This is a genomic window from Vallitalea pronyensis, from assembly GCF_018141445.1.
Lineage (GTDB): Bacteria > Bacillota > Clostridia > Lachnospirales > Vallitaleaceae > Vallitalea > Vallitalea pronyensis.
Genome location: NZ_CP058649.1, coordinates 5,307,658 through 5,330,648, shown reverse-complemented (window position 1 = coordinate 5,330,648; position 22,991 = coordinate 5,307,658). Strand labels below are relative to the sequence as shown.

The window sequence follows — 22,991 nt, the reverse complement described above, 5'->3', positions numbered from 1 at the left end:
GAATAAAATGCATACTCACAATGGATGTTTAGTTGATTTTAGTGGATTAAATCAACCAACAGGCAACTTCTTATGGGAAGTCGCCAAAACAAAGCACCATAAAAATCATCACCAATGTTTTAGAATGAGCATTAAATTTTTGCTAACTTATTTTTATTATGCAGTTATTCTGATATACTGGGTATAGGAAATCTCATAGATAGGTTGGTGGTCTCCATGGAATTCATCAAAGAAAATATACAATTATCCCATAAATTTCCCTTTAGAATATTTCAAACGGAAGCCAAGAAAAAAGCAACACCTGAAATCCTCCATAGTCATGACTGCTTGGAGATTAATTACGTGGTTGATGGAGAAGGTGTCTACATCATTGGGGATTCCCATTATACCATTGAACGAAGTGACATCATCATTATTAATAATGAAGAACATCATTATGCCTTTTCTAAGAAAGGTGTCTGTTTATTGGTTATCATTTTTGACCCTGAACTTATTTGGCAAACCAATACCTTTGACTATGGTTACTTAAAATCTTTTTTTCAACGGAATAAAAACTATAGTCACTGCATATCCAAACAGCAACCATTATCCACACAGTTATATGACATCATGAAAGAAATTATACGAGAGGACCAAATGAGAGGCCACCATTATCAATGGATTATTAAAGCGAACTTGATGAAATTGCTGGCTGTAGTCAACCGTTATTTTTTGGAAAATAACCAGATTAGCGACATCAATCATAAAGAACAGAGGGCATTTGATCGGATAAAAGAATCAGTTATGTATATCAATGCACATTATACACAACCCCTATCATTAGATGAGGTTGCTAGGCTTGCTGCAATGAATAGTACCTATTTTTCTGATTATTTTAAAAGGGTTATGAAAAAGACGTTGACAGAATATATCCTGTCACTGCGCATGAACCATGCTAAAGGGTTGTTGAAACAAACCAATGAATCGGTGACAGATATCAGCATGGAAAGTGGGTTTGGAAACGTATCTTATTTTAATCGTGTATTCAAGAAGAGAACGGGTCTGTCACCAATTCAATATCGAAAGAGTCTATCACTATAATTGGGCAGTTTCTAATATCTTATCGGCTTCCTCTTTCGTTGTTAGATGTGACTGAATATAAAAGTTGCCTAAGGATTTTCCAAATTCATCTTTTAGCTTTTTTAACTTGTCAGATGAATTAATGCCTTGTAACATAATTTTTTTACCTGCTTCTATAATCTTGTGATACATGGGATACCATCTGCTATGGTACGTGCCACATGAAAGCATATCGCTGGAAGCACCAGGCGTCCATTGGACAACGTCTAATTCATCAATGGAGAGTATGGCATCAATATGGCGTGTGGCATCAGGTCCATCTAAATGATAAATACTATAATCCATGTGCTGAATGATTTTTTTTAATGTAGGCATGGTAAATTGGTTAAACATATCCGGTGATAGCATGGCAGAAATATCACATTGAACTTTAGAGATTTTGCCAGGAGCCCAAATCCAAAACATCGAACCCCCTCGGGAATCTTTAATTTTCTCATAGATGTTATCATAATAGTGTAGATAAGCTTCATCAATCTTTTCAATGGTCCTTAAGAGTTTATCAGGACAATCCACTATGTCAAACAATGTATTTTGTGTGCCCCCCATGGCAGCATAGATGTCAATGCCCTCAATTAAATCAGGGAACCCACAGGCTAGATCACCGTATTTTTCTTTTAAGTGTGTTTGCAAACGCCAGAAAAACTGGTAATAAAAATTGTCAGGATCAATCTGAATGGGTATGGTGTCATGATGTTCAAAATCAGCTTCAATCCATACAGTGTCTTTCTTTTCAATACCATGACAACCTAAAAATAAGGCAAGGACGCCTGCTGCAAGGTCAGCATCACAGCATGGTATTGCTTCACCATAATATATCTTATTATAAAGATTCTTTTCTTCCAAATATAAGCGATAAGCCATTGATTTGAACGTATATTTCGGATGAATATCACCCTTAGGGCATTCACCTTGATAGTTTAGGGAATAATCCTTATCCATCATGGTTAAATGCATAGCAGGACGTCCTAATCCATGACCATGCCACCACTTGGTTAATCGGTCTTTTTTCTCATCAATGGTTCCATGTATCATCTGCATGTCACTCACTCCTCTTAAATAGTTTTACTGATGATTACATTATACATGGGTAATTAGCACGCAACTATAACTGGGTTTTGATAGATTTGACTTATTTTTTGGATTTTAGGAAGGAGTGCGGACGATTTCCTGGATATATGAACGAATTACTATGAGTTTACCTTCTTATTTATATACTGACATCTTTGACGTACACATTATACTTTTTTTGTCCATAGTTTACTCACTTTCGAATTATATACTAGTATACCGTCTATAATATCTGTTTGTGGATGACTAAAGTTTTTATGAGTGAATCCCTATGATATAATAAGAATATTATATGAAGTTTTTCATAGCAAGCTACGTATGCCTTTATAGCAACAAATTTGAGGTTGAGGGAGAAATATAATATGTTATTCAAAAAATTAATTGTAACACTAACTATGATTATTATAAGCATTATGTATTTAGCAACAAATGAAAATAAAAACTGGGAAAAGGAAGGTTCCGGAAATTATTCTAATAATAGTATAATTGTACATGATAAAGGAATTGATTATTTTGCTGTTAGTAATAAAATATATAGCATGAAAAATAATAACACTGAAGAATTGTTTTCATTTAAACACCTAGAGAAAAAATATACTTTTGTTGATAATATATCTCAATTATCTATTAATAATAGCATATTATATTTCAATGTCAGCGTTTCTCATCCAAACGAAAATATACTAGTTTCAGGAGTATATTCTCTTGATTTAAATAGTAAAAAACTTAGCCTAGTACTTGAAGGTAGCAAATATTGTTTAATTCAACAATATATAGTTAAGAATAAGTATATATATTATACGGTAAATAAGACTGAAAATATATTTGGATTATTTCTTTACCGAAAAAACATAGAATATAAAGATGGTTTCGAGGAACAACTTTCAAATGAAGGAGAAGTTTTAGAATTCATAATTAATGAATCAGCAATATACTATATTGATAAGTTATACTCTACTTCTAAAAAGGATGATAGAAGGCCAGAAGACGGCAAGATTTACAAGATTAGTTTAGATGGTATTGAAAAAAGTAAAGTGAGTGAAGCCGATAGTCCAAAATGCTTAGTAATATATAATAACACATTATGGTACAGTGATTATGGAATATATAAAATTGATTTGGAAGATTTAAATGAAATTAAAGTAATTGAAAATACTAAACGTACTAATTTTAATATATATAAAAATGCAATATACTATGTAAATGAAAAAAATCAGCTATGTCAGTCATTAATTAATGAGCCAGATCAGGAGAATGTCTTATTAAATGAATATCCTTACAAAATAAATATCTCACAAGATTATATATACTATTTTAGTAATACCATATTACGCAAAATAAAAGTTGATGGAAGTAATCAAAGTAGTATCAGATAAAGATCTCCTTGAATGGAGATATAATATAATGTACATATAAGGTTGGACATAAAATCTAAAAAACAAGTTATAATAAATTTATGAGTAGTAAAGAAGAACTTTCCCCCCTATGAATAATCAAGCTCATTGATACCGTACATGGAGCTAAAGCTAGTGCAATCATTTACAGCATAACAGAAACAGCCAAAGCCAATGGTCTAAAGCTGAGGTATTTTTAAGACCGTAGATTCAAAGGTAATCAATGATGGCCTATTTAAACTTTATATAGGTGTTATTGATGGCATTTATTTGGTATACTAGATTTAATGTTCAATGGATAAAGTAGCATGATGTATCATAATAGACAAAATAATAGTTAATGAGGAGTGAATATAATGGCTACAGATATGTTTATGGTATCCCCTATGTTCAGCAGCCATATGGTTTTACAAAGAGATGAAAGCATATTGATTTGGGGGACAGGTGTAGAAGATGTAGAAGTAATAATTTTATTTAAGACACAGCAGTACATGTGCAAAATTAAAAATAACAAATGGTGTATTGATTTAGGTATCCATGAAGCAGGAGGTCCCTATGATTTGACAATACATGGTGGTAATCATACGATAATTTTTAATGATGTCTTGATTGGTGAGGTATGGTTAGCAGGTGGACAATCCAATATGGAACAGCCATTGTTCTTTTCAAAAGAATGGTCTAATGAGAAAAATGTATGCGATAATCCAATGATTCGCTTAAAAACAATACCTCGCAGACCCTTCCAAGATGCTCAGATCAATGGATGGCATTTTGAGCATACACAGTCCCATGATACAAAATGGGAATTATGTACCCAGCATAGTGCAAAACATTTTTCAGCAATTGGCTACTATTTTGCTAAAAAGCTCCAAAGGAATTTGAATGTACCTATAGGTATCATTAGCTGCAATTGGGGTGGCACCACAGCACAAGCTTGGATGTCTAGAGATTATTTAATAACTAACGATAACTTAAAATTTTTATGGGATGATTATGTAACCATAGAAAAGCAATTGAATGCTACCGCCTACGAAAAAGAATTTCATGCTTATCAAGAAGATATGCTTACTTTTGTGAAAGAAAAAGGTAATCTTGATGAAAGAGTTGAAGCATTAGGGTTAACAAGTTACATGACTTCTGACGATGGACCAGCCCCAGCCCCTCCCTATGGTTATAAACACTTTCAACGTCCATGTGGTCTATATGACAACATGGTCATGCAGGTCATACCTTATACCATAAAAGGTGTGATATGGTACCAAGGCGAGAGCAATGCCAATGGACCTCATGCCACGCTATATGAAGAAATTTTTACTACACTGATTCAAAACTGGCGAGATGCCTGGAAGAAAAAGGACTTACCTTTTGTTTTTGTACAGCTTTCTTCTCTTGGTGCAAAAGATGAAATTGATATTGATGAAGGATGGCCTATCGTTCGCCAAGCACAGCTGGAAGTCTCTCAAAAAGTAAACCATACAGCCATGGTTATATCAGTAGACTATGGAGAATGGAATAATATCCACCCTATTAACAAGAAACCCATTGGGAATCGGTTAGCAGAATCAGCTCTATCCATGGTATACAATCAAGAAGAGACATACCGTGTAATTACCTATACCCATATTGAAAAACAAGGAAACTCTATCATCATCTCATTTAATGAAAAAATAAAACAAATATCAGAACAACTGCCAAACTTTCAGCTATGTGGTGAAGACAAGCGTTTTATAACAGCAAAAGCAACAATCATGGATCATAAAATTATTGCACATAACGACAACATATCAAACCCAATAGGTGTATCTTATGGATTCTCCAAAAACGTACAGATAGCACTATATAATCTCAATGATTTACCTGTTACACCTTTTAAGGTATTTTTAGAAAAACAACACATTATGTAAACTAATAAGACCCCAAATAATCCTCTCAAATAAAAACAATCAAATCGACAAACAGGATACTACAGACATTAAAAGAACCACATAACTAAAACTACTGTTTTTCACTCTCAAAAACGTGGCGATAAAATAATAACCCTATAGAATGATTATAAACGACCTTTGCGGCTTGTTGCCCTCCTTTTAAATCGATAAAGGCAACAAACGCAACGGTCGTTTATAATCATTCTATAGGGTTTTACATTACAACCGTTGTCTATCTACACGTTTCAACAACCCTATTCTATGATATAAAAAGCTTATCCACTAAACTTCCCCTATCCCCAATTAAAAACGAACTATCCATTATTTTGTGATAGATATTATTCAATATAAGGCTCAATCGATTGCTGATACTTATCCAACGCACTATCAATATAACTTGATGGCGTCATCCCCGTATGTCGCTTAAAAGCAGAACTAAGATGAAAAGCACTTGAATACCCAGACATTTCACTAATGGTTTTTAGCGTATATAAGTTTTGAGAAAGTAATTTTTTGACATAATTAATCCGTAGATGGGCAATGTATTGGTGGGTTGCAAGACCAGTCTGCCTTTTGATGATGCGATACAGATGTCTTTCACTCATATAAACATGACTTGCAATGGTTTTATTGGTTATTTTTGTTGAAATATTATCCAGTATGAATTGGGTGATGGTGTTCATATTGTGACGATCAATGTCCCGAGTAGGTAACGGATAGATGGCTTCCTTATCATCATCATTGATTGCTGAGCGAGCTGTTTCAATAATGATGAGCATAAGGTATTGTTTGAGAACAATATAGTAACCAGGTCTCTGACCAAAAGCTTCTTGGTAGCTATCTTCAAACAGCTTCTCTAAGGCAAATTGCTGATGAATAATTTTATTGGCGCTCCTTTTCAGCAGATTAATAATTTGCTTAGACTCTTCCATGATGGTTGAAGGGTTGGGAGATGACTTGAGTTGCTTGATATCAAATCGAAGAGCATATTCAATCATGTGATGATCATAGATGTATTGACTGTGAGCAATATTGGGGGACATAAGATACATATCTCCTGGAACCAATTCATGGGTTTTTTCATTAAAGGTTACTTGGCCCGAGCCACTCTTAATGTAGTGCAATTCATAACAGAAATGTTTGTGAACATCATACCCATCAATCCCATTAAATGTCTCTACCTTATAATTGAGTATATTGACTATAAAATTATCAATGACAAAGTTCAAATTGTAGCTATTTAGTTTATTTGAATTATTTATAATAGTATTATCCATGTCCTAATTATATATGATTTTGGCATGTTATGAAATTGAAAACAAATGTATTAGTGATAAAATTTGTATATAGCAATAATAAACGAAAAAAGAAACTCAAAATTGATAAAAAAGGTGATAATTTATGGAGAAAATTACTTTAAATGGTGAATGGGTATTATCTGGTGGTGAATTTGCACAAGTGAAAGCCAATGTACCAGGATGTGTGCATACGGATTTACTTCATGAGAAATTAATCGATGATCCCTATTATCGTGATAATGAAAGTAAACTAATGTATCTTGGTGAGTTAGACTGGGTATATGAAAGAACCTTTTTTGTATCAGCAGATATGATGGCTTGTAACAAGATTGATTTAATTTGCCATGGGCTAGATACTTTAGCCACGGTGTCTATCAATGACCATACCGTTGCTAAGACCAATAACATGTTTAGAAAGTGGATTTTTGATATACATGATTGTATCAATGAAGGGCAGAATACCATAAGAATCAAATGTCAGTCCACTTATCCCTATATGAAAGAAAAATTAGAGGAACGTTATTTAGCCATTACTGGAGCTAACCATCATCGTATTCTTGGAAGTAATTATGTGAGAAAAATGCAATGTAACTATGGTTGGGATTGGGGACCCATGTGTGTAACGGCAGGGATTTGGAAAGACATTGAAGTGGTGGGCTATCATCATGCCAAGCTGGATCATGTGCAAACCAAACAATCACATGATGAACACATGGTAGAACTTCAGGTCATCACCCATTTGGCGGGGAACATTGAGCCCAATAAGCTGTTCCTGGATATTACTCTAGAACATGAGGGTAAGCATGTGGCCTCTAAGGTATACCCTGTTAAGGATAGTTCCACGGCAGTTCCTATAACCATTGAGAATCCAGCGTTATGGTGGCCTAACAATCTTGGAAAACAAAATCTCTATACCCTATCGGTACATTTATTAGATAACAACAACCAATTAATGGATAATAAGCAATTTAGAATAGGTTTAAGAACGTTGGTATTGGATATTCATAAAGACCAATATGGTGAAAGTTTTCAATTTGTGGTAAATGGCATTCCTTTTTTTGCAAAAGGAGGCAACTGGATTCCCATTGACACCTTTGTCACAAGAGGCAGTGATGCATTCTACCGTCAACAGCTCACAGATGTAAAAAATGCCAACATGAACTTTATAAGAGTTTGGGGCGGCGGCATCTATGAATCCGATGTTTTTTATGACTTATGTGATGAATTAGGTTTATGTGTATGGCAGGATTTTGCTTTTGCCTGTTCCGCTTATCCTGTTTATGATAAAGACTTTTTAGATACGTTTAAGCAAGAAGCCATTGATAACATCAAACGTATTCGTCATCATGCATCTTTAGCGCTATGGTGTGGCAATAATGAAATCGAATATATGGGCAATATGGTTTCTGATGCACTAGAAGAAGGCAAAATGACATGGGATGAATACAAATTATTGTTTGATGAACTCATTCCTTCGCTTATAACCACATATGATAATGAACATTCTTATTGGGCTTCGAGTCCTATGGACGATAGTCACGATAGAAAAGATCCTAATGATGCCACAAAAGGTGATGCTCATTTATGGGATGTGTGGCATGGACGTGAACCATTTGAGTGGTATCGCACCTGTCATCATCGCTTTAACAGTGAATTTGGGTTTCAATCATTCCCAGAACCCAATGTGGTCAAGAGTTATACGAAGAAAGAAGATCGGAATATAACAAGTTATGTTATGGAAAAACATCAGCGTAGCGTTATTGGTAATGAAACCATCATACTCTATATGTTATCTTGGTTTAAGCTGCCTACTTCATTTGATATGTTGTTATGGACATCACAAATATTGCAAAGCCTTGCCATTAAATATGCCGTAGAAAACTGGCGCAGAAAAATGCCAGAAGGTATGGGAACCCTTTATTGGCAGATAAATGATTGCTGGCCTGTAGCAAGCTGGTCATCCATTGACGCCATGGGCAATCTGAAAGCCTTGCATTACAGTGCTAAGAAATTCTATAACCCTGTTTTGATTTCTGGTATTGAAGATAAAGACAATTTATCTGTTGAAATCCACTTAACCAATGATACGTTGGAAAAACAATCCGGTGTGATTCAGTGGACCTTATTCCATGTAAATGGGTGTGTCTTGAAAGAAGGTACCATGGAAGCAAGTATTGAGGCAAATACGGCATCAGCTGTTACGACACTGAACTTATATGAAGCCATTGAACATGCGGGAGGTGTTCGCCATGTGGTGTTACACTATGCATTTGCTGTACATGATCAAGTGCTCAGTGAGAATACAACCTATTTTGTCTATCCGAAACATTTAGAGCTGGAAAAACCAGATTTTAAGGTTGGGATAACCAAAGTCACCAATCAACAATACCAAGTAACTGTATCATCTAATAAACCATGTTTATGGGTATGGATGGAATTAGGCCATATAACAGCAAGATACAGTGACAGGTTCTTTGACCTTTTTAATGGTCAGACCAAAGAAGTTACCATTCACATGAATGAAGGGTTAGAACTTCATGCTTTCAGAAGTCAGTTAGTCATACATTCTATTGTAGATACCTATCAATCATAAATATTGTGTCAATGTCAGTATGCCTTAGAGAAAGGAGGAAAAGGAGCAGTTTTGCAGTGAAAAATATGAAATAAGGAGGACGTTTATGAAAAAGATGAAAGAAGCTGGGGGAATTTTATTACTGATCATCATGTTATTCATAAGTTTAACTGCATGTAACAGCAAGAAAACAGAAGATGCTACGACAACACAAGATCAAGAAGCAACACAGACTGCTGATCAAGAAAAGACAGAAGATGATAAAGAAGAAGATGGTAAAACAGAAGAGGGTTCTTCGGACACGACGACAAAAGAATCCGGTGATGGTACATCCATACCTCGACAGGAGACATTATACATGAGTGGGCTCCAATGGGGTGCAATTAATGATATGAATCCACTATCAGCCAACTCCAATAACGCATTGGTCATTGATCAGGCGGACCAAGCCAGAACAACGGTATGGGAAACATTGTTTATGTATAATCAACTGGATGGTAAGCTTTATCCATTACTTGCAACAGAGTATGAGCAAAAAGATAATGTATTTACCATCGCCATGAATACAGATGCAAAGTGGAGTGATGGCAAACCTGTAACCGCCAAAGATGTAGCTTATACCTTCAATATTCATAAGGATATGGCTACCAATCATGCCAGTATGTGGGATTATATTGCAAGTGTTGAAGCTACCGATGATGCAACAGTGGTTATTACAGCAGATACAGCAAATTACAACCCATTAAAGGTACTAGAAGTACTGCCTAAACTATACATACTACCAGAACATCAAATAAGTGAGTTGGTTAAGAAGCATAACGGTGATCCAGATAAAGTGAAAACAGATAAAAATGAAGATTATATTGGGTCAGGTCCTTATCAGTTATTCTACAGTGATGAAACAAAAGTTGTTCTTGTAAGAAATGATAACTATTGGGGTCAATCGGATTCCATGTGGGGTCAATTACCTGTACCGAAATATTTAGCACATAATATATACGCTGACAATAATTCAAGTTCAGTGGCATTCCAACAAGGTGAAGTGGATGTAACACAAGCCTTTACACCAGAGATTTGGAAAATGTGGGAAGAACAAGACTTACCTGTTTCAACCTATATTGATGAACCACCATATTACTTAAGTGGTTCCTTACCAACGGCTATTTTTAACACCACCAAGCCCGGCCTTGACCATGCTGTTGTTCGAAAAGCCATTGCCATGGCAACGGATTATGATCAAATTGCTAAGACTGCCATGAGCGGCTATACGCCTTTAATGCAAGATGTACCGCCTTCCATGATGAACCCTACAGCAGCAGAACAAAGCTTATTGGATAAAGCAGCTTTAGCACCACTACAGTGGTCTGGAAAGCAGATTGAAGAAGCCAAAAAATTACTGGACGAAGCAGGAATTGTTGATACCAATGGGGATGGTATACGTGAAGCTGATGGCACAGAATTAGTATTTACAGTTGAATGCCCAGCAGGATGGACAGACTGGAATGCATCCCTTGAAATGGTTGCAGCTGCTGGTCAGGAAATTGGCATGGATATCACCACTTATTTTCCAGAAGCACCCGTATGGACAGAAGACCTGCAAACAGGAAATTTTGATATCATCATGAACACCTATGCAGGAGCCAGTATAGCCAATCCATGGACACGTATTTATCAAACACTCTATAGTGATGGTGGAACAACGGCAGGTAATGATCGTGTCTATTATAATTACAGCCGTTACATCAATGAAAGAGCAGATGACATCATTGACGCTATTCCAAAAACCACAGATAAGAATAAACTCATAGAGCTCTATACAGAAATCAACCAAATCTACTTAAATGAAGTGCCTTGTTTCGCATTGATGTATAGACCCGTATTCTTCCATACCGTTAATGAAACTGTATGGACCAGTTACCCAGAGTATGAAGATGGTACCAATATACCGCCATCCATTTTAATAAGCGGCTATGGTATTGCAGGATTATATAATCTTGAATTGGTGGAATAATCTATAGAATCATAGGATTTAACAGTGTAAACAAGAGAGTTAAGATGGCTATATGCTGCTATGAGAGCAGCTGCCATCTTTTCTAATACTTCACAATAGATGGGGTGATGGATTTGAAAGGTTATAAGAAATATTTTCTTCGAAAACTCGGTTGGTATCTATTGACGCTTATGGTTGCCGTGATGTTGAACTTTTTATTACCACGGTTAATGCCTGGTAACCCAGTGGCAACACTTGCGTCATCTGCCGTAGAGGGCATGACTGACCAAAGCGCCATTCAAGCAGTCATGGATGACTATACCAAACAATTTGGTCTGGATAAACCCATGATTATTCAGTTTTTTCTCTATGTAAAAAATTTACTTCAAGGCAGCATGGGTGTTTCCTTTACATACTACCCAAGAGAAGTATCGGATATCATTCAAAAGGCTATTCCTTGGACCATTGCTTTGCAATTACCAGCCATGATTGTGGGATGGCTGTTAGGGAATATTCTTGGTGTGATTGCCGCTTATAAAAAAGGAGTCTTTGACAAAGCTGTCATGCCTCTGTTTTTATTTGTGAGCAGTATACCCGCTTTTGGGATGGCCATTATTTTGCTGTTTGGGTTTGGTATTTCAATGGGGATTTTGCCAACGGGAGGCGGTTATGGCTTTGACTTAATACCCAGTTTTACACCTGAATTTATGTTGTCTGTTATTCTGCATTATCAATTACCATTCTGGTCAATTGTATTAATCACCATTGGCGGTCAAGCCATAGGTATGCGCTCCATGTCCATCTATGAATTAAATGAAGACTATGTGAACTACAGTCGTTTTCTTGGGATTAAGGACCGTGTCATTATCAAGTATGTGTTTCGAAATGCCATGCTGCCCCAAATAACAGGGTTGGCACTTTCACTGGGAACAATGGTTGGCGGAGCCCTTGTTGCAGAGATTATATTTAGTTACCCTGGTATCGGTACGAAGATGTTTGCAGCCATTACAGGACAGGATTATCCGTTGATTTCTGGATGCACCCTAATCATAACCATCGGTGTATTACTGGCAAACTTTCTTGTGGAAATCGCTTATGGCATCATCGATCCAAGAGTAAAAGCTGCTCAACAGGAGTCATAGAAAGGAGGATATCATGAAACATCAACTTAAATTAGTCTTTACGTCACCCAAATTTGTAGTAGGCTTCATCATCATGATGCTGATGCTGTTAACGGCAATCTTATATCCTGCTTTTTCATCGGCAGATCCTTTAGAAATGGTAGGGGGCTTGTTCTATGAACCTGGTACATACATTTCAACAACAGATACCATTGAAACGAAGCAATATCATGTCACCTTAGATACAGTGACCAACAAATTGGCCATGAATGTGTCAGAGGATGAACAGGTGCTCATGCGGGATTGGCTGACACACTATGGTCATATATCCGCTGAGCAGATCATGGAAGCTGATGAACCAGCCAGGTTAATTGCTTTATGGATTGACAAATATGATGAAAATATCAGGGTGAAAGGCACATCTGCCTATCGGAAGAAATTCCCTAGACTGTTTAAAAAGGTGGAAAACATATTACATAATGAAGGGTATGCCATTATGTTAAAGGACTCCGATTCAGGAGAACTTAAAGAAGTAGCTGAAGTAGGTCATGATTCTTATGTGAATACCAAAGATATACCCAATCAAATAACGCTTATTTTAGGGACAGACAATTTTGGACGTAATGTGGCAGTGGAGCTCATCTATGCCATCGGTAATTCCCTTAAAGTGGGCTTAATCGCTGGAACCATAGCAACCTTTATAGGCTTGATTATTGGTTTATTAGCAGGTTATATAGGTGGTTTTATTGATAATGTATTAACCTTCATGACCAATATGTTCACCGTTATTCCATCCTTTATTATTCTTATTTTGATATCCGTAAGTCTAGGCGATCAAGGACGAAGTCTTGGTACCATTGCCATTGTGATTGGCATAACAGCATGGCCTTGGACTGCTCGAGCCGTGAGAGCCCAAACCATTACCCTCAGAAATAGGGATCATGTGAACTTATCCAAATTAAGCGGGCATCGTTTAGTAAGGATCTTGTTAACCGACATCTTGCCCTATGTGGCATCCTATGTGGTGATGGCATGTATTCTACAAATTGCTTCTGGCATCTTAGCTGAGGCACAATTATCCATGTTGGGTCTTGGACCAAGTACATCTAAGATTGCTACACTAGGTTTAATGCTTAATTGGGCCATTCAATTCCAAGCACCACTTTCTAACGCTTGGTGGGCTTTTTTACCCGTTATATTATTTATTGCTCTTATTTCCTTTTCCCTTAATTTAATGAATACTGGACTCGATCAGGTATTCAACCCACAACTTAGAGAGTAGGTGACATGGTGAATAAACCAATATTAGTAGTCGACGATTTAAGAACCAAGTATATCACAAGACATAAAGAGCATATTTATGCAGTTGACGGTGTGTCCCTTATGGTTGAAGAGGGTAAATCATTGGGCATTGCTGGTGAGTCAGGTTGTGGTAAATCCACTCTAGCTCTTAGCTTAATGGGGTATTACTTTGGAGCCTTACATTATGATTCAGGGTCCATTAAGATTCATGATATGGATATAAGTACCATGAAACCAGATGTGGTAAGGCATAAGGTATTAGGGAAAGAAATGGCTTATATCCCACAAGCAGCCATGAACGCACTCAATCCAACCCAAAAAATCATCCGGTTTATCGAAAATGTCATGCATGCCCACTATACCAAAATGTCTAAAAAGGATGTCTACAACATAGCCAGCGAACGATTTGCATCATTGAATCTCCCTGAGGAAGTGCTGAAGAAATATCCCGTTGAGCTATCTGGAGGTATGAAACAAAGAACGGTTATCGCTATATCCACACTTTTATCACCAAAGGTTCTTATTGCTGACGAACCCTCTTCGGCTCTTGATGTAACATCTCAGAAAATGGTCATCAAAATGCTGAAATCATTGATGGAAAAAGGCTACATTAAATCCATGATATTTATTACCCACGAATTACCCCTTTTATACAATGTTACCGATGATATCATGGTCATGTATGCAGGTCAAGTGGTAGAAAGAGGTACGGCTGAACAAATGGTCTTCGACCCCATACACCCCTATTCACAGGGTTTAATGGGCTCCATTATTGTGGCTGAAGAAGGTAGAAGAGATGTGAAACTCACTGCCATTCCAGGTACACCGCCTAATCTAAAAAATCCTCCAAAAGGATGTCGGTTTGCAAAAAGATGTGAATTTGCACAACCTAGCTGTACCCATCATGATATTCCCATGATGCAGATTGAGAATAACCGTATGTACCGCTGTCTATTCGACCGACAAATCATTAAGGGGGGATCGTTATGATAGAAAGAGATATCCTATTAGAGGGTAGAAATATCACCAAAGTGTTTGGTCTAGGTGCTCGTAAAACCATTGCTGTCAATCACATCGATTTTAAGTTTTACAAAGGTGAAATCATATCCATTGTTGGTGAAAGCGGTAGTGGAAAAACAACATTAGCTAAAATGATATTAGGCCTTCTAAAATTAACGGAAGGTGAATTATTTTATCAAGGAAAGCCCCGTGATATCAGCACTGCAAAAAAAAGAAAAGCTTATTGGAAGACCATGCAGGCGATTTTCCAAGACCCGTTTTCATCCTTTAATATGTTTAATAAAGTGGACGATCTATTACTGGATTGTATTCATATGAAAGGGAATAAAAAGCTGTCTTATGATAAAAAAGTAGCCATTATGACAGAAGCCTGTGGGTTTGTGAATCTGAAATTTCAAGAACTCACTCAGAAATATCCATTTGAGCTTTCAGGGGGGCAGATGCAAAGGCTGATGATTGCAAGAATTTTTATTCTAAAACCTCAGATACTCGTTGCAGATGAGCCCACGTCCATGATTGATGCATGTTCAAGGGCTACAATTCTTGATATGCTAATGAAATTAAGAGATGAAATTGATATGACCATTGTCTTCATTACCCATGATATTGGCTTAGCCTACTATGTATCCGATAGTGTGTACATTATGGAACATGGGTTTCTCGTAGAAAAAGGCAGTGCAGATGACGTTATTTTACACTCACAAGCAGACTATACAAAACGTTTAATCAATGATGTGCCGAAAATTCATGAACAATGGGATTTAAGTACCGTATAACAAATAAAACTTTCTAGTAAGCAAATTGCTTATTAGAAAGTTTTTTATTATGTATAAGTTAGAATCGTTATATGAACCCTATTGCTTATCCTTATTATAAAAAACTTTACATAATATTAAGCCAGCCACTATACCGAACATGGATATCCAGAAAGGAATGCTAAAATTGCCTTCCGATGGAACAAAAAAAGCATTTCCATATAATGGCGGTAAGGCACCGATTGTAAAAATTAGCAGGATATAAAAGATACATATAAGCACGAGAACGCCTGATAAACAAAAAGCTATTTTATTCATAATACTCTCCTTAGGTGTATTTAAGATTAAGTATAACATTCTAAAAATGGTAAGTAAAGTTAGGAATAACATTCCGTGTAGTTAGGAATAACTCCTATTATGGATGAAATATAAAAAAAAATTATAAAAATATAAAAAAAGAATTAATGGACGTGTCTTTGAATATGGATTAAAATTTTAGTAAAGACACATGATTAAGGCGGGTGACTATGAAACTTCAGTATAAATACTTTGTGTTATTTTTTGCATTATTTGTGATTGTATCCATAGGTATAACATTAACCATATCTTATTTGACCAACATCATCTTGGTTAAGAATTATAAAAAGATGAATGAAGAAAGCCTTAATTTTGTCGTGAGAACAGTGGATAAAGAAGTGGAACAGCTTATCAGCTCCATTAATGCCATAACCAGTAATTCCGTTGTGATTAAAAGAATACAAACAAATTACCGTTTTGCAAAACCCGAAGACATCTTAAATGATGACCATAATGTATCCAATACCATAGCGTCCATGAGTACGTATAATCTATTTCGCACCATTCAAGCGGTTTATATGAAAGGCATTAATGGAGAAGTCTATCAATATGGTTTTGGAACGGAATTTGATGAAGACAATAAGGTTGAGGAACGTATTTATGGTGAGGATTTTAAAGATAATAAACTAAAGTTTTTAGGTGTAGAAAGAACCTATTATCGGTTAAATGAGAATGCTTATGTGATGAAATTTGCTCAAAAAATGTATAACAATTTAGGTGAGAATATTGGGTGGATTTACTTTGAAATGAATGAAAGTTTTTTTGCAGACTTGTTTGTGAACGAAAAGTTAAATCAGCATACTAAATTGTACTTGATTGACCATAACAATAAAATTATGTACAGTAATGACAATTATATTAAAGGCATGATCTTTCAAATGAATCCGCTTGATGGTGTATACACCGAAAGAGGGTTAAAAAACTTTCAATGGAAACTCATCAGTGAAACGCCTAGAGACTATATTTCCAAAGATAGTGAGCTAACGGTACGTGTAACCATTATAACGGCCATCGTCAGTATTATTTTAGAGATGTTTTTTGTGTTTATCATCACAAGAGAGCTTGTAAAGCCCATAAAACGCTTAACCAATGGTATGAAAGAAGTGCGTAATGGCAATCTGGACATTCAGATTCACACTACTAGTCAAGATGAAATTGGTGAATTAACAGATAGTTTTAATGAAATGACAAGGGATATTAAGACATATCTTCAAAGAAGAATTGAAGATGAAAAAGCCATTAAAGATGCAGAATATCAAGCACTACAAGCCCAAATTAATCCTCATTTTATGTACAACTCCTTAAATACGCTAAGATGGTTAGCAACCCTTCAAGAAGCCGATAATATTGTTGATGTGATTGACTCCTTATGGACCCTTCTTCACAATACCAGTCATATTCAAGATCAATTTGTTAATTTGAAAAAAGAGATAGAAATCATTGATGCCTACTGTACCATTCAACAAGTAAGGTATCGAGGTAAGTTTGATATTGAATACAATATAGAAGATGAACATTATAACATTGTCGTACCGAAATACATTCTTCAACCCATTGTTGAGAATGCAATATTTCATGGTATAGGTCCCAAAAAGGCATTAGGTTTAATTGAAGTTAAAACGTATACCATGGATCATGACCTATACATTGAAGTGATGGATGATGGGGTAGGCATGGACGAAAAAACCATTAGCCAAATCATGCAGAGTAATACAACCGCAACCAATAAACGTTTGAACAACATTGGTGTTAACAATGTAAATGATCGATTGAAGCTCCTATACGGTGAGTCTTATGGACTTGTAATCAATAGTGAACTTGGGCTAAAAACAACAGTGACCATCAAGATACCCATTAAGAACAATGGAGTAAAGTTAAAAGATTAATTCTCTAAGAATAGGTGATAATATGTATAATCTAATTATTGTTGATGATGAAGTGTTAAGTCGCGTGGGCATAACGAATATTATTAATTGGGAAGAAGAAGGCTTTGTATTAATGGATACATTTGATGATGGTCATGAAGCCTTAGCGTTCATTCAGGATAACCCAGTGGATTTAGTGATTACAGATATCAAAATGCCTATCATGGATGGTATTGAGTTGGTTCGTGGGGCAAAAGAAAAGGGGCTGTCCTGTGAATTTATTATCTTGAGTTCCTATAATGATTTTGAATATGTGAGAAGAGCTCTCAAATATGGAGCCATGGATTACATGTTAAAGATGGAACTAAGTAAGGACTATATTTTAAGTGTGATTGAAAGATTTAAAGAACACTATAGGACAAAACACACAATTGTAAAAACAGCTCATAAGGATAGAAAATCACAGAGTGAAAAGAGACGGGAATTTGTAAAAGAATTGCTCTATGGACACAAGACCGTTGATGATTCACTCTTTCATGTCATGGAACAAAATAAAATCGTATTAAACAATGCACCTACCTATGTTTTAGCTTTTAAGGTGAAGAATAATGTGAATAAGTGTAATCAGAATGTGTTACAAATCATTGATGAATTACTGGGTGATGTGGAAAATGCATATGGTACGTGGACAGGACATGATGAAATCAGCGTGATCTACAACATGAATACCTATTCAGAGATGAAAATCAAGTGTTTGCTGGAAAGGCTTATTCATAAACTTCGATACTTAATGAAGCAGTATTTTAACCAAAAAGTTGTTATATATGTCAGTGATAGGCATGTGAAAGTAGAAGATATACCTTTAGCTTACTTACAAGTATGTCAAACCATGAAGTTGGCTATTCCTGAGGGGGAAACCACTGTACTCAGTTATTCAGATGTGATGAATAATCGTAAAATGGTTAATTTTGAAATCTATGAGTCATGTATCTATGACTTTCAACATGCCATTGACAAAAATGAAATGCATACATTGACACAGGTACTGGATGGTATGATAGCAGCAATATCAGAATCACGGATTGTCGAACTTAACCATATCCGTTATTTCACGTCAACCATTGTGACCATGGTGAATATTCATATGGATAAACTTGGTCTTGATAAACAAACCTTTTGGGAAAGTGATGAATCCCAATATTTACAGCTTAATGAGTTAAGAAGCAAGTTAAGTGTTATCGAATTTTTAACAGAGCTTAAAAAACGGTTGCATACCATCATGACCAAGTCAGAAGGTAATTATATTATTGATCAAGCAAAAACATATATTAAAATTCATTATAAAGAAGATTTTAGTTTCAAAGCATTAGCTGAAGACATTGGTGTAACAAGCAGTTATCTGAGTATGCTGTTTAAGAAAACAACAGGTTATACCATGAAAGATTATATCATCAAACTAAGAATTAATCGTGCCAAGGACTTGCTAAAAGAAACCAATGAGCCCGTAACCGCCATTGCCGAGTCAGTGGGATATGATAATGTGCATTATTTTAGCCGTTCTTTTAAGCAAAAAATTGGTGTTGCACCCAGTGAATATAGAAATAAAGAATAAAAAGGCATAAACAAATTTGTATAAAAATAATAAAAAAATTATACCTGATGTTAAGGATGCGCTTAGAAATTGAATAAGGTGCATTCTTTTGCTCTTTTTTATATATAAAAAAAGTGACAATTCACTAAAAAATAATCTAAATCATTCAAGAGATGAAACAAGTATAATGTGGTTATCAAACGGAAAGGTGCGATAAATCACATGAAACATAAGCGGTTCTTAACAAAAAAAGCAAAGGATAATATATCTGGATATCTGTTTATATTACCTACAATTATAGGTTTCTTAACCTTTATGATATACCCCATGTTTTATTCCATCTATTTAAGCCTCATGGATTGGGATATGTTTAAAGGAGCTAGTGGCTCAACCTTCATAGGGTTTAAAAATTATGATAAGGTATTTGAAAATGAGTATTTTCAAGCTGGAATCATTAATAATTTTAAGCTGACGTTATTAGCAGTTCCCTTACTAATCGTAAGTGCCTTGTTAATCTCAACACTATTAAATCAAAAAATATATGGACGGGGCATGTTAAGGGTGGCTTATTTTATGCCCTATGTCACAACAATTACAGCAGCTGCTGTTGTTTTTTCAGCACTGTTTCATCCCGAAATGGGGCCGGTAAATGGTTTCCTAAAAGCTATCGGTATTGCTCACCCACCTGGATGGACAGGAAGTATAGATTGGGCGTTACCCACGGTTGTTTTGTTTTGGGTGTGGCGAAATCTTGGTTATTGTATTATCCTATTTCTTGCTGGACTACAAAACATTTCTAAAAGTTATTATGAAGCAGCATCGATTGATGGAGCAGGTGCTGTTAGGAAGTTTTTTAGCATCACATTGCCCTTAATATCGCCGATTACTTTCTTTTTGACCATTACTAGTGTCATTGGTTCTTTTCAAATATTCCCTGAAGTCAAAGTGATGACTGACGGTGGACCAGGTACTGCCACCATGACAATGGTTTTCCATATCTTTAGAGAAGCTTTTGAAAGGTATAATCTAGGTTATGGTTCTGCTGTTGCTATCGTCTTTTTTATCATTATCTTAATCATTACGGGAATCCAATGGATAGGACAGAAAAAGTGGGTGAATTATTAATATGAAGGGAATAACCATGATATCTATGACAAAAAAGCGTAAAATAATAAAGATATCACTGACAGTCTTATTAACACTAGGCTCAGTGATCATGATAGCACCTGTTATATGGATGATTTCATCATCTCTAAAATTTGAAGGGGATGTGTTTAATTTTCCCATTGAATGGATTCCAAAAGCTTTTACAAGCCTTAATTATGAAAAAGCATTTAACGATTTTCCTTACTTACAGTGGTACACGAATACCATTAAAATTACATTATTCAATGTAGTTGGTACGGTTGTGGTTTGCTCCATGGCTGGGTTCGCTTTTGCAAAAATCAATTTTACAGGGAAGAAGTATATATTCTTCTTCTACATTGCCACATTGATGATTCCAGTTCAAGTTAGAATCATTCCACAATTTATGTTGTATCGGGAGTTGGATCTCATTAATAACCATTGGGCAGTCATTTTGCCATGGGTCATGTTTAATGGATTTGGCATATTCTATATGCGACAATCGTTTATGTCACTGCCCGATGAACTGATTGAGGCAGCACGTATTGATGGATGTACAAATACGAAGATCTATTTAAAAATTGCGTTACCTCTTGCAAAATCGTCCTTAATAGCTCTTGGGATTTTAGCTTTTATATGGAGTTGGAATGATTATTTGGGTCCTCTTATTTACTTAACAGATTCCACAAAACAAGTATTAAGTGTTGGTATAGCTTCATTTAAAGCACAATACTCCACCAACTTTGCTTTACAAATGGCTGGTGCAACACTGGCACTGATTCCAGTTATTATTGTATATTTAATTGCTCAAAAATATTTTATTGAAGGGGTTGCCCAATCAGGAATGAAAGAGTAATTTAATATAATGGCATGCAGTATAGGTAGTGTTCTATATGTACTTAAAAATGGTTACATTGAAAGGAGACGGTTTCATGAAAATATCTAAAAAGTTACTATCAGTTTTAATGATTCTATTATTAACAGTCAGTGTCATTGCTGGTTGTGGCACAAAAAATGATAACAATGGTGGTTCTTCAAACGAAGGGGATGCAGGTAGCAATAATGGTCAGAGTAGTGGTTCTCAGACAGAAGATGGTGGTAGGAAAAAGATAGTGATGAACCTACATAATTTCTTGAACAACCAGTCTTTTGTAAGAGCAATTGAAGAAATGCAGACAATGGACAAATACAAAAATGTTGATGTTGAGATTCTGGATAAAGATGAAGAATACGAAACAACGACACCCATCAAATTAGCAGCAGGTCAACAAATGGATATCTTAGCTATCTTTAACCCAATTCTTCAGGCTCAATGGGCATCAGCAGGACTCATTGTTCCTTTAGATGATTACATTGAGACAGCAGGCACTGATTTCAAAAAAGATTTTGGTGGATATGCTGAAAGTGCTATGAATGATGGAAAAACATCCATTGTTCCTCACAATACAACAAAATGGGTTCTCTATTATAATAAGAAAATTTTTGATGACGCCGGTGTACCTTATCCAGACCCAGACGTGCCAATGACTTGGGATGAATATCGAGAAACGGCTGCAAAATTGACAAGCGGCGAAGGTGGAGACAAAATATACGGTGCATTACACATGACTTGGCCCATGTTTTGGTATGGTGAAGCCATCCTAAATCTAGGTGGTGGCGAGCACTTCTATAATGAAGAAGGCCTTTCTAACATTGAAGACCCTATTTTTAGTAAAGCTTTAGAAGATACGTATAAGATGCAACATGAGGCTAAGAGTATTCCCACCCAATCCGAATTAGTAACAGCGAAAATACCTCCTCAATCCTTTTTTAATGGCAAGTATGGCATGTTTATGCAAGGTCCTTGGTTATTGAACTGGGCTGCAGATCGAGAGACATACCCTCGTGACTGGGACCTTGGTATTGCACCATTACCCGTTGATGCAGGAACAGATTGGAAAACATGGGGTGTTGTAGGTGGTCTAGCTGTTGGTGTGACATCTGAACATCCACAATTAGCCTATGAAATCTGTATGGATTTAGTAAGAATTGCAGCCAAATATGCAAGTACAGAGCCAGAAGCAATCCAGACGGTTGAACAACCTGACTTATATGTCACCATTGGTGAAGAGTTAAGCGGAGAAGGGTTAGACTCAGAAACCCTTAAAAAGTACTTCTTAGCTGAAAAAGAGATTTTTGTTACAGAAAAAGTAACAGGTCCTAATAATGCTAAATACGAAACGGTTATCAATGAAGAAGTAGAAAAATACTTTGTTGGTGCCCAAGACCTGGAGACAACAATCAAGAATATTAAAGAGCGCGGTAATAAAGTGATTCAAAGTGACGATTAAGCATATGTAATAAGACTACTCAGAGTATAAAAACCTAGTCATGAAAAGAGAGTGAAAAAAACAATATATAATTCCTGAAGATGCAACAAAAATGTGACAAGTAATTAAGATACAATTCCATGTGTACAAATCATATTCATAAGGGGCAGTCGCAAAACG

Annotated in this window: 17 protein-coding genes; 14 read left to right on the top strand and 3 right to left on the bottom strand. The window is 35.8% G+C overall.

Annotated elements, in window-relative coordinates:
• The first annotated feature begins 216 nt into the window (after positions 1-216).
• Positions 217-1,080 carry a helix-turn-helix domain-containing protein gene (locus HZI73_RS22065; RefSeq protein WP_212695513.1) on the top strand — a complete coding sequence of 288 codons (864 nt, stop codon included), beginning with the start codon at positions 217-219 and terminating at the stop codon, positions 1,078-1,080.
• Here the strand turns inward: HZI73_RS22065 and HZI73_RS22060 are convergent.
• A complete protein-coding gene (locus tag HZI73_RS22060; RefSeq protein WP_212695512.1) occupies positions 1,075-2,157 on the bottom strand; it encodes a uroporphyrinogen decarboxylase/cobalamine-independent methonine synthase family protein in 1,083 nt (360 codons plus the stop codon). The two genes, HZI73_RS22065 and HZI73_RS22060, sit on opposite strands and share 6 nt — an antisense overlap.
• A gap of 392 nt (positions 2,158-2,549) precedes the next feature.
• Between HZI73_RS22060 and HZI73_RS22055 the strand changes: the two genes are divergently transcribed.
• A complete protein-coding gene (locus tag HZI73_RS22055) occupies positions 2,550-3,563 on the top strand; it encodes a DUF5050 domain-containing protein (protein WP_212695511.1) in 1,014 nt (337 codons plus the stop codon).
• Positions 3,564-3,937: 374 nt separating this feature from the next.
• A complete protein-coding gene (locus HZI73_RS22050; protein ID WP_212695510.1) occupies positions 3,938-5,485 on the top strand; it encodes a sialate O-acetylesterase in 1,548 nt (515 codons plus the stop codon).
• A 359-nt stretch (positions 5,486-5,844) separates the two neighbouring features.
• Here the strand turns inward: HZI73_RS22050 and HZI73_RS22045 are convergent, their stop codons facing one another.
• Positions 5,845-6,783, bottom strand: coding sequence for an AraC family transcriptional regulator (locus HZI73_RS22045; protein WP_212695509.1), 939 nt, complete (start codon positions 6,781-6,783; stop codon positions 5,845-5,847).
• Positions 6,784-6,907: 124 nt separating this feature from the next.
• Here HZI73_RS22045 and HZI73_RS22040 point away from each other — a divergent pair, with 124 nt between their 5' ends.
• The 6 genes from HZI73_RS22040 (at position 6,908) to HZI73_RS22015 (ending at position 15,585) form a co-directional block, all read left to right on the top strand.
• Positions 6,908-9,397 carry a beta-mannosidase gene (locus HZI73_RS22040; RefSeq protein ID WP_212695508.1) on the top strand — a complete coding sequence of 830 codons (2,490 nt, stop codon included), beginning with the start codon at positions 6,908-6,910 and terminating at the stop codon, positions 9,395-9,397.
• 85 nt (positions 9,398-9,482) lie between these two features.
• The gene (locus HZI73_RS22035; RefSeq protein WP_212695507.1) at positions 9,483-11,387 is read left to right on the top strand and encodes an ABC transporter substrate-binding protein; all 1,905 of its coding nucleotides are present in this window, start codon (positions 9,483-9,485) and stop codon (positions 11,385-11,387) included.
• Positions 11,388-11,494: 107 nt separating this feature from the next.
• Complete coding sequence (locus HZI73_RS22030; protein WP_212695506.1) at positions 11,495-12,508, top strand: ABC transporter permease; 1,014 nt, start codon at positions 11,495-11,497, stop codon at positions 12,506-12,508.
• Positions 12,509-12,521: 13 nt separating this feature from the next.
• Complete coding sequence (locus HZI73_RS22025; RefSeq protein WP_212695505.1) at positions 12,522-13,769, top strand: ABC transporter permease; 1,248 nt, start codon at positions 12,522-12,524, stop codon at positions 13,767-13,769.
• 5 nt (positions 13,770-13,774) lie between these two features.
• Positions 13,775-14,779, top strand: a complete 1,005-nt coding sequence (locus HZI73_RS22020; RefSeq protein WP_212695504.1) for an ABC transporter ATP-binding protein — start codon at positions 13,775-13,777, stop codon at positions 14,777-14,779.
• Complete coding sequence (locus HZI73_RS22015) at positions 14,776-15,585, top strand: ABC transporter ATP-binding protein (RefSeq protein WP_212695503.1); 810 nt, start codon at positions 14,776-14,778, stop codon at positions 15,583-15,585. The genes HZI73_RS22020 and HZI73_RS22015 overlap by 4 nt, the downstream gene beginning before the upstream one ends.
• A gap of 78 nt (positions 15,586-15,663) precedes the next feature.
• Here HZI73_RS22015 and HZI73_RS22010 read toward each other — a convergent pair whose 3' ends face one another.
• Positions 15,664-15,882: a hypothetical protein gene (locus HZI73_RS22010; RefSeq protein ID WP_212695502.1), complete on the bottom strand. Its 219-nt coding sequence runs from the start codon at positions 15,880-15,882 to the stop codon at positions 15,664-15,666.
• Positions 15,883-16,091: 209 nt separating this feature from the next.
• On the opposite strand from HZI73_RS22010, the gene HZI73_RS22005 reads away from it, so the two are divergent.
• From HZI73_RS22005 to HZI73_RS21985, 5 genes are all read left to right on the top strand, one after another.
• A complete protein-coding gene (locus HZI73_RS22005; protein ID WP_212695501.1) occupies positions 16,092-17,807 on the top strand; it encodes a cache domain-containing sensor histidine kinase in 1,716 nt (571 codons plus the stop codon).
• A 22-nt stretch (positions 17,808-17,829) separates the two neighbouring features.
• Positions 17,830-19,398: a response regulator transcription factor gene (locus HZI73_RS22000; RefSeq protein ID WP_212695500.1), complete on the top strand. Its 1,569-nt coding sequence runs from the start codon at positions 17,830-17,832 to the stop codon at positions 19,396-19,398.
• Between the two features lie 201 nt (positions 19,399-19,599).
• A complete protein-coding gene (locus tag HZI73_RS21995) occupies positions 19,600-20,502 on the top strand; it encodes a carbohydrate ABC transporter permease (RefSeq protein WP_212695499.1) in 903 nt (300 codons plus the stop codon).
• A 25-nt stretch (positions 20,503-20,527) separates the two neighbouring features.
• The gene (locus tag HZI73_RS21990; protein ID WP_246552248.1) at positions 20,528-21,358 is read left to right on the top strand and encodes a carbohydrate ABC transporter permease; all 831 of its coding nucleotides are present in this window, start codon (positions 20,528-20,530) and stop codon (positions 21,356-21,358) included.
• A gap of 76 nt (positions 21,359-21,434) precedes the next feature.
• The gene (locus HZI73_RS21985; RefSeq protein WP_212695498.1) at positions 21,435-22,832 is read left to right on the top strand and encodes an ABC transporter substrate-binding protein; all 1,398 of its coding nucleotides are present in this window, start codon (positions 21,435-21,437) and stop codon (positions 22,830-22,832) included.
• Positions 22,833-22,991 lie beyond the last annotated feature (159 nt).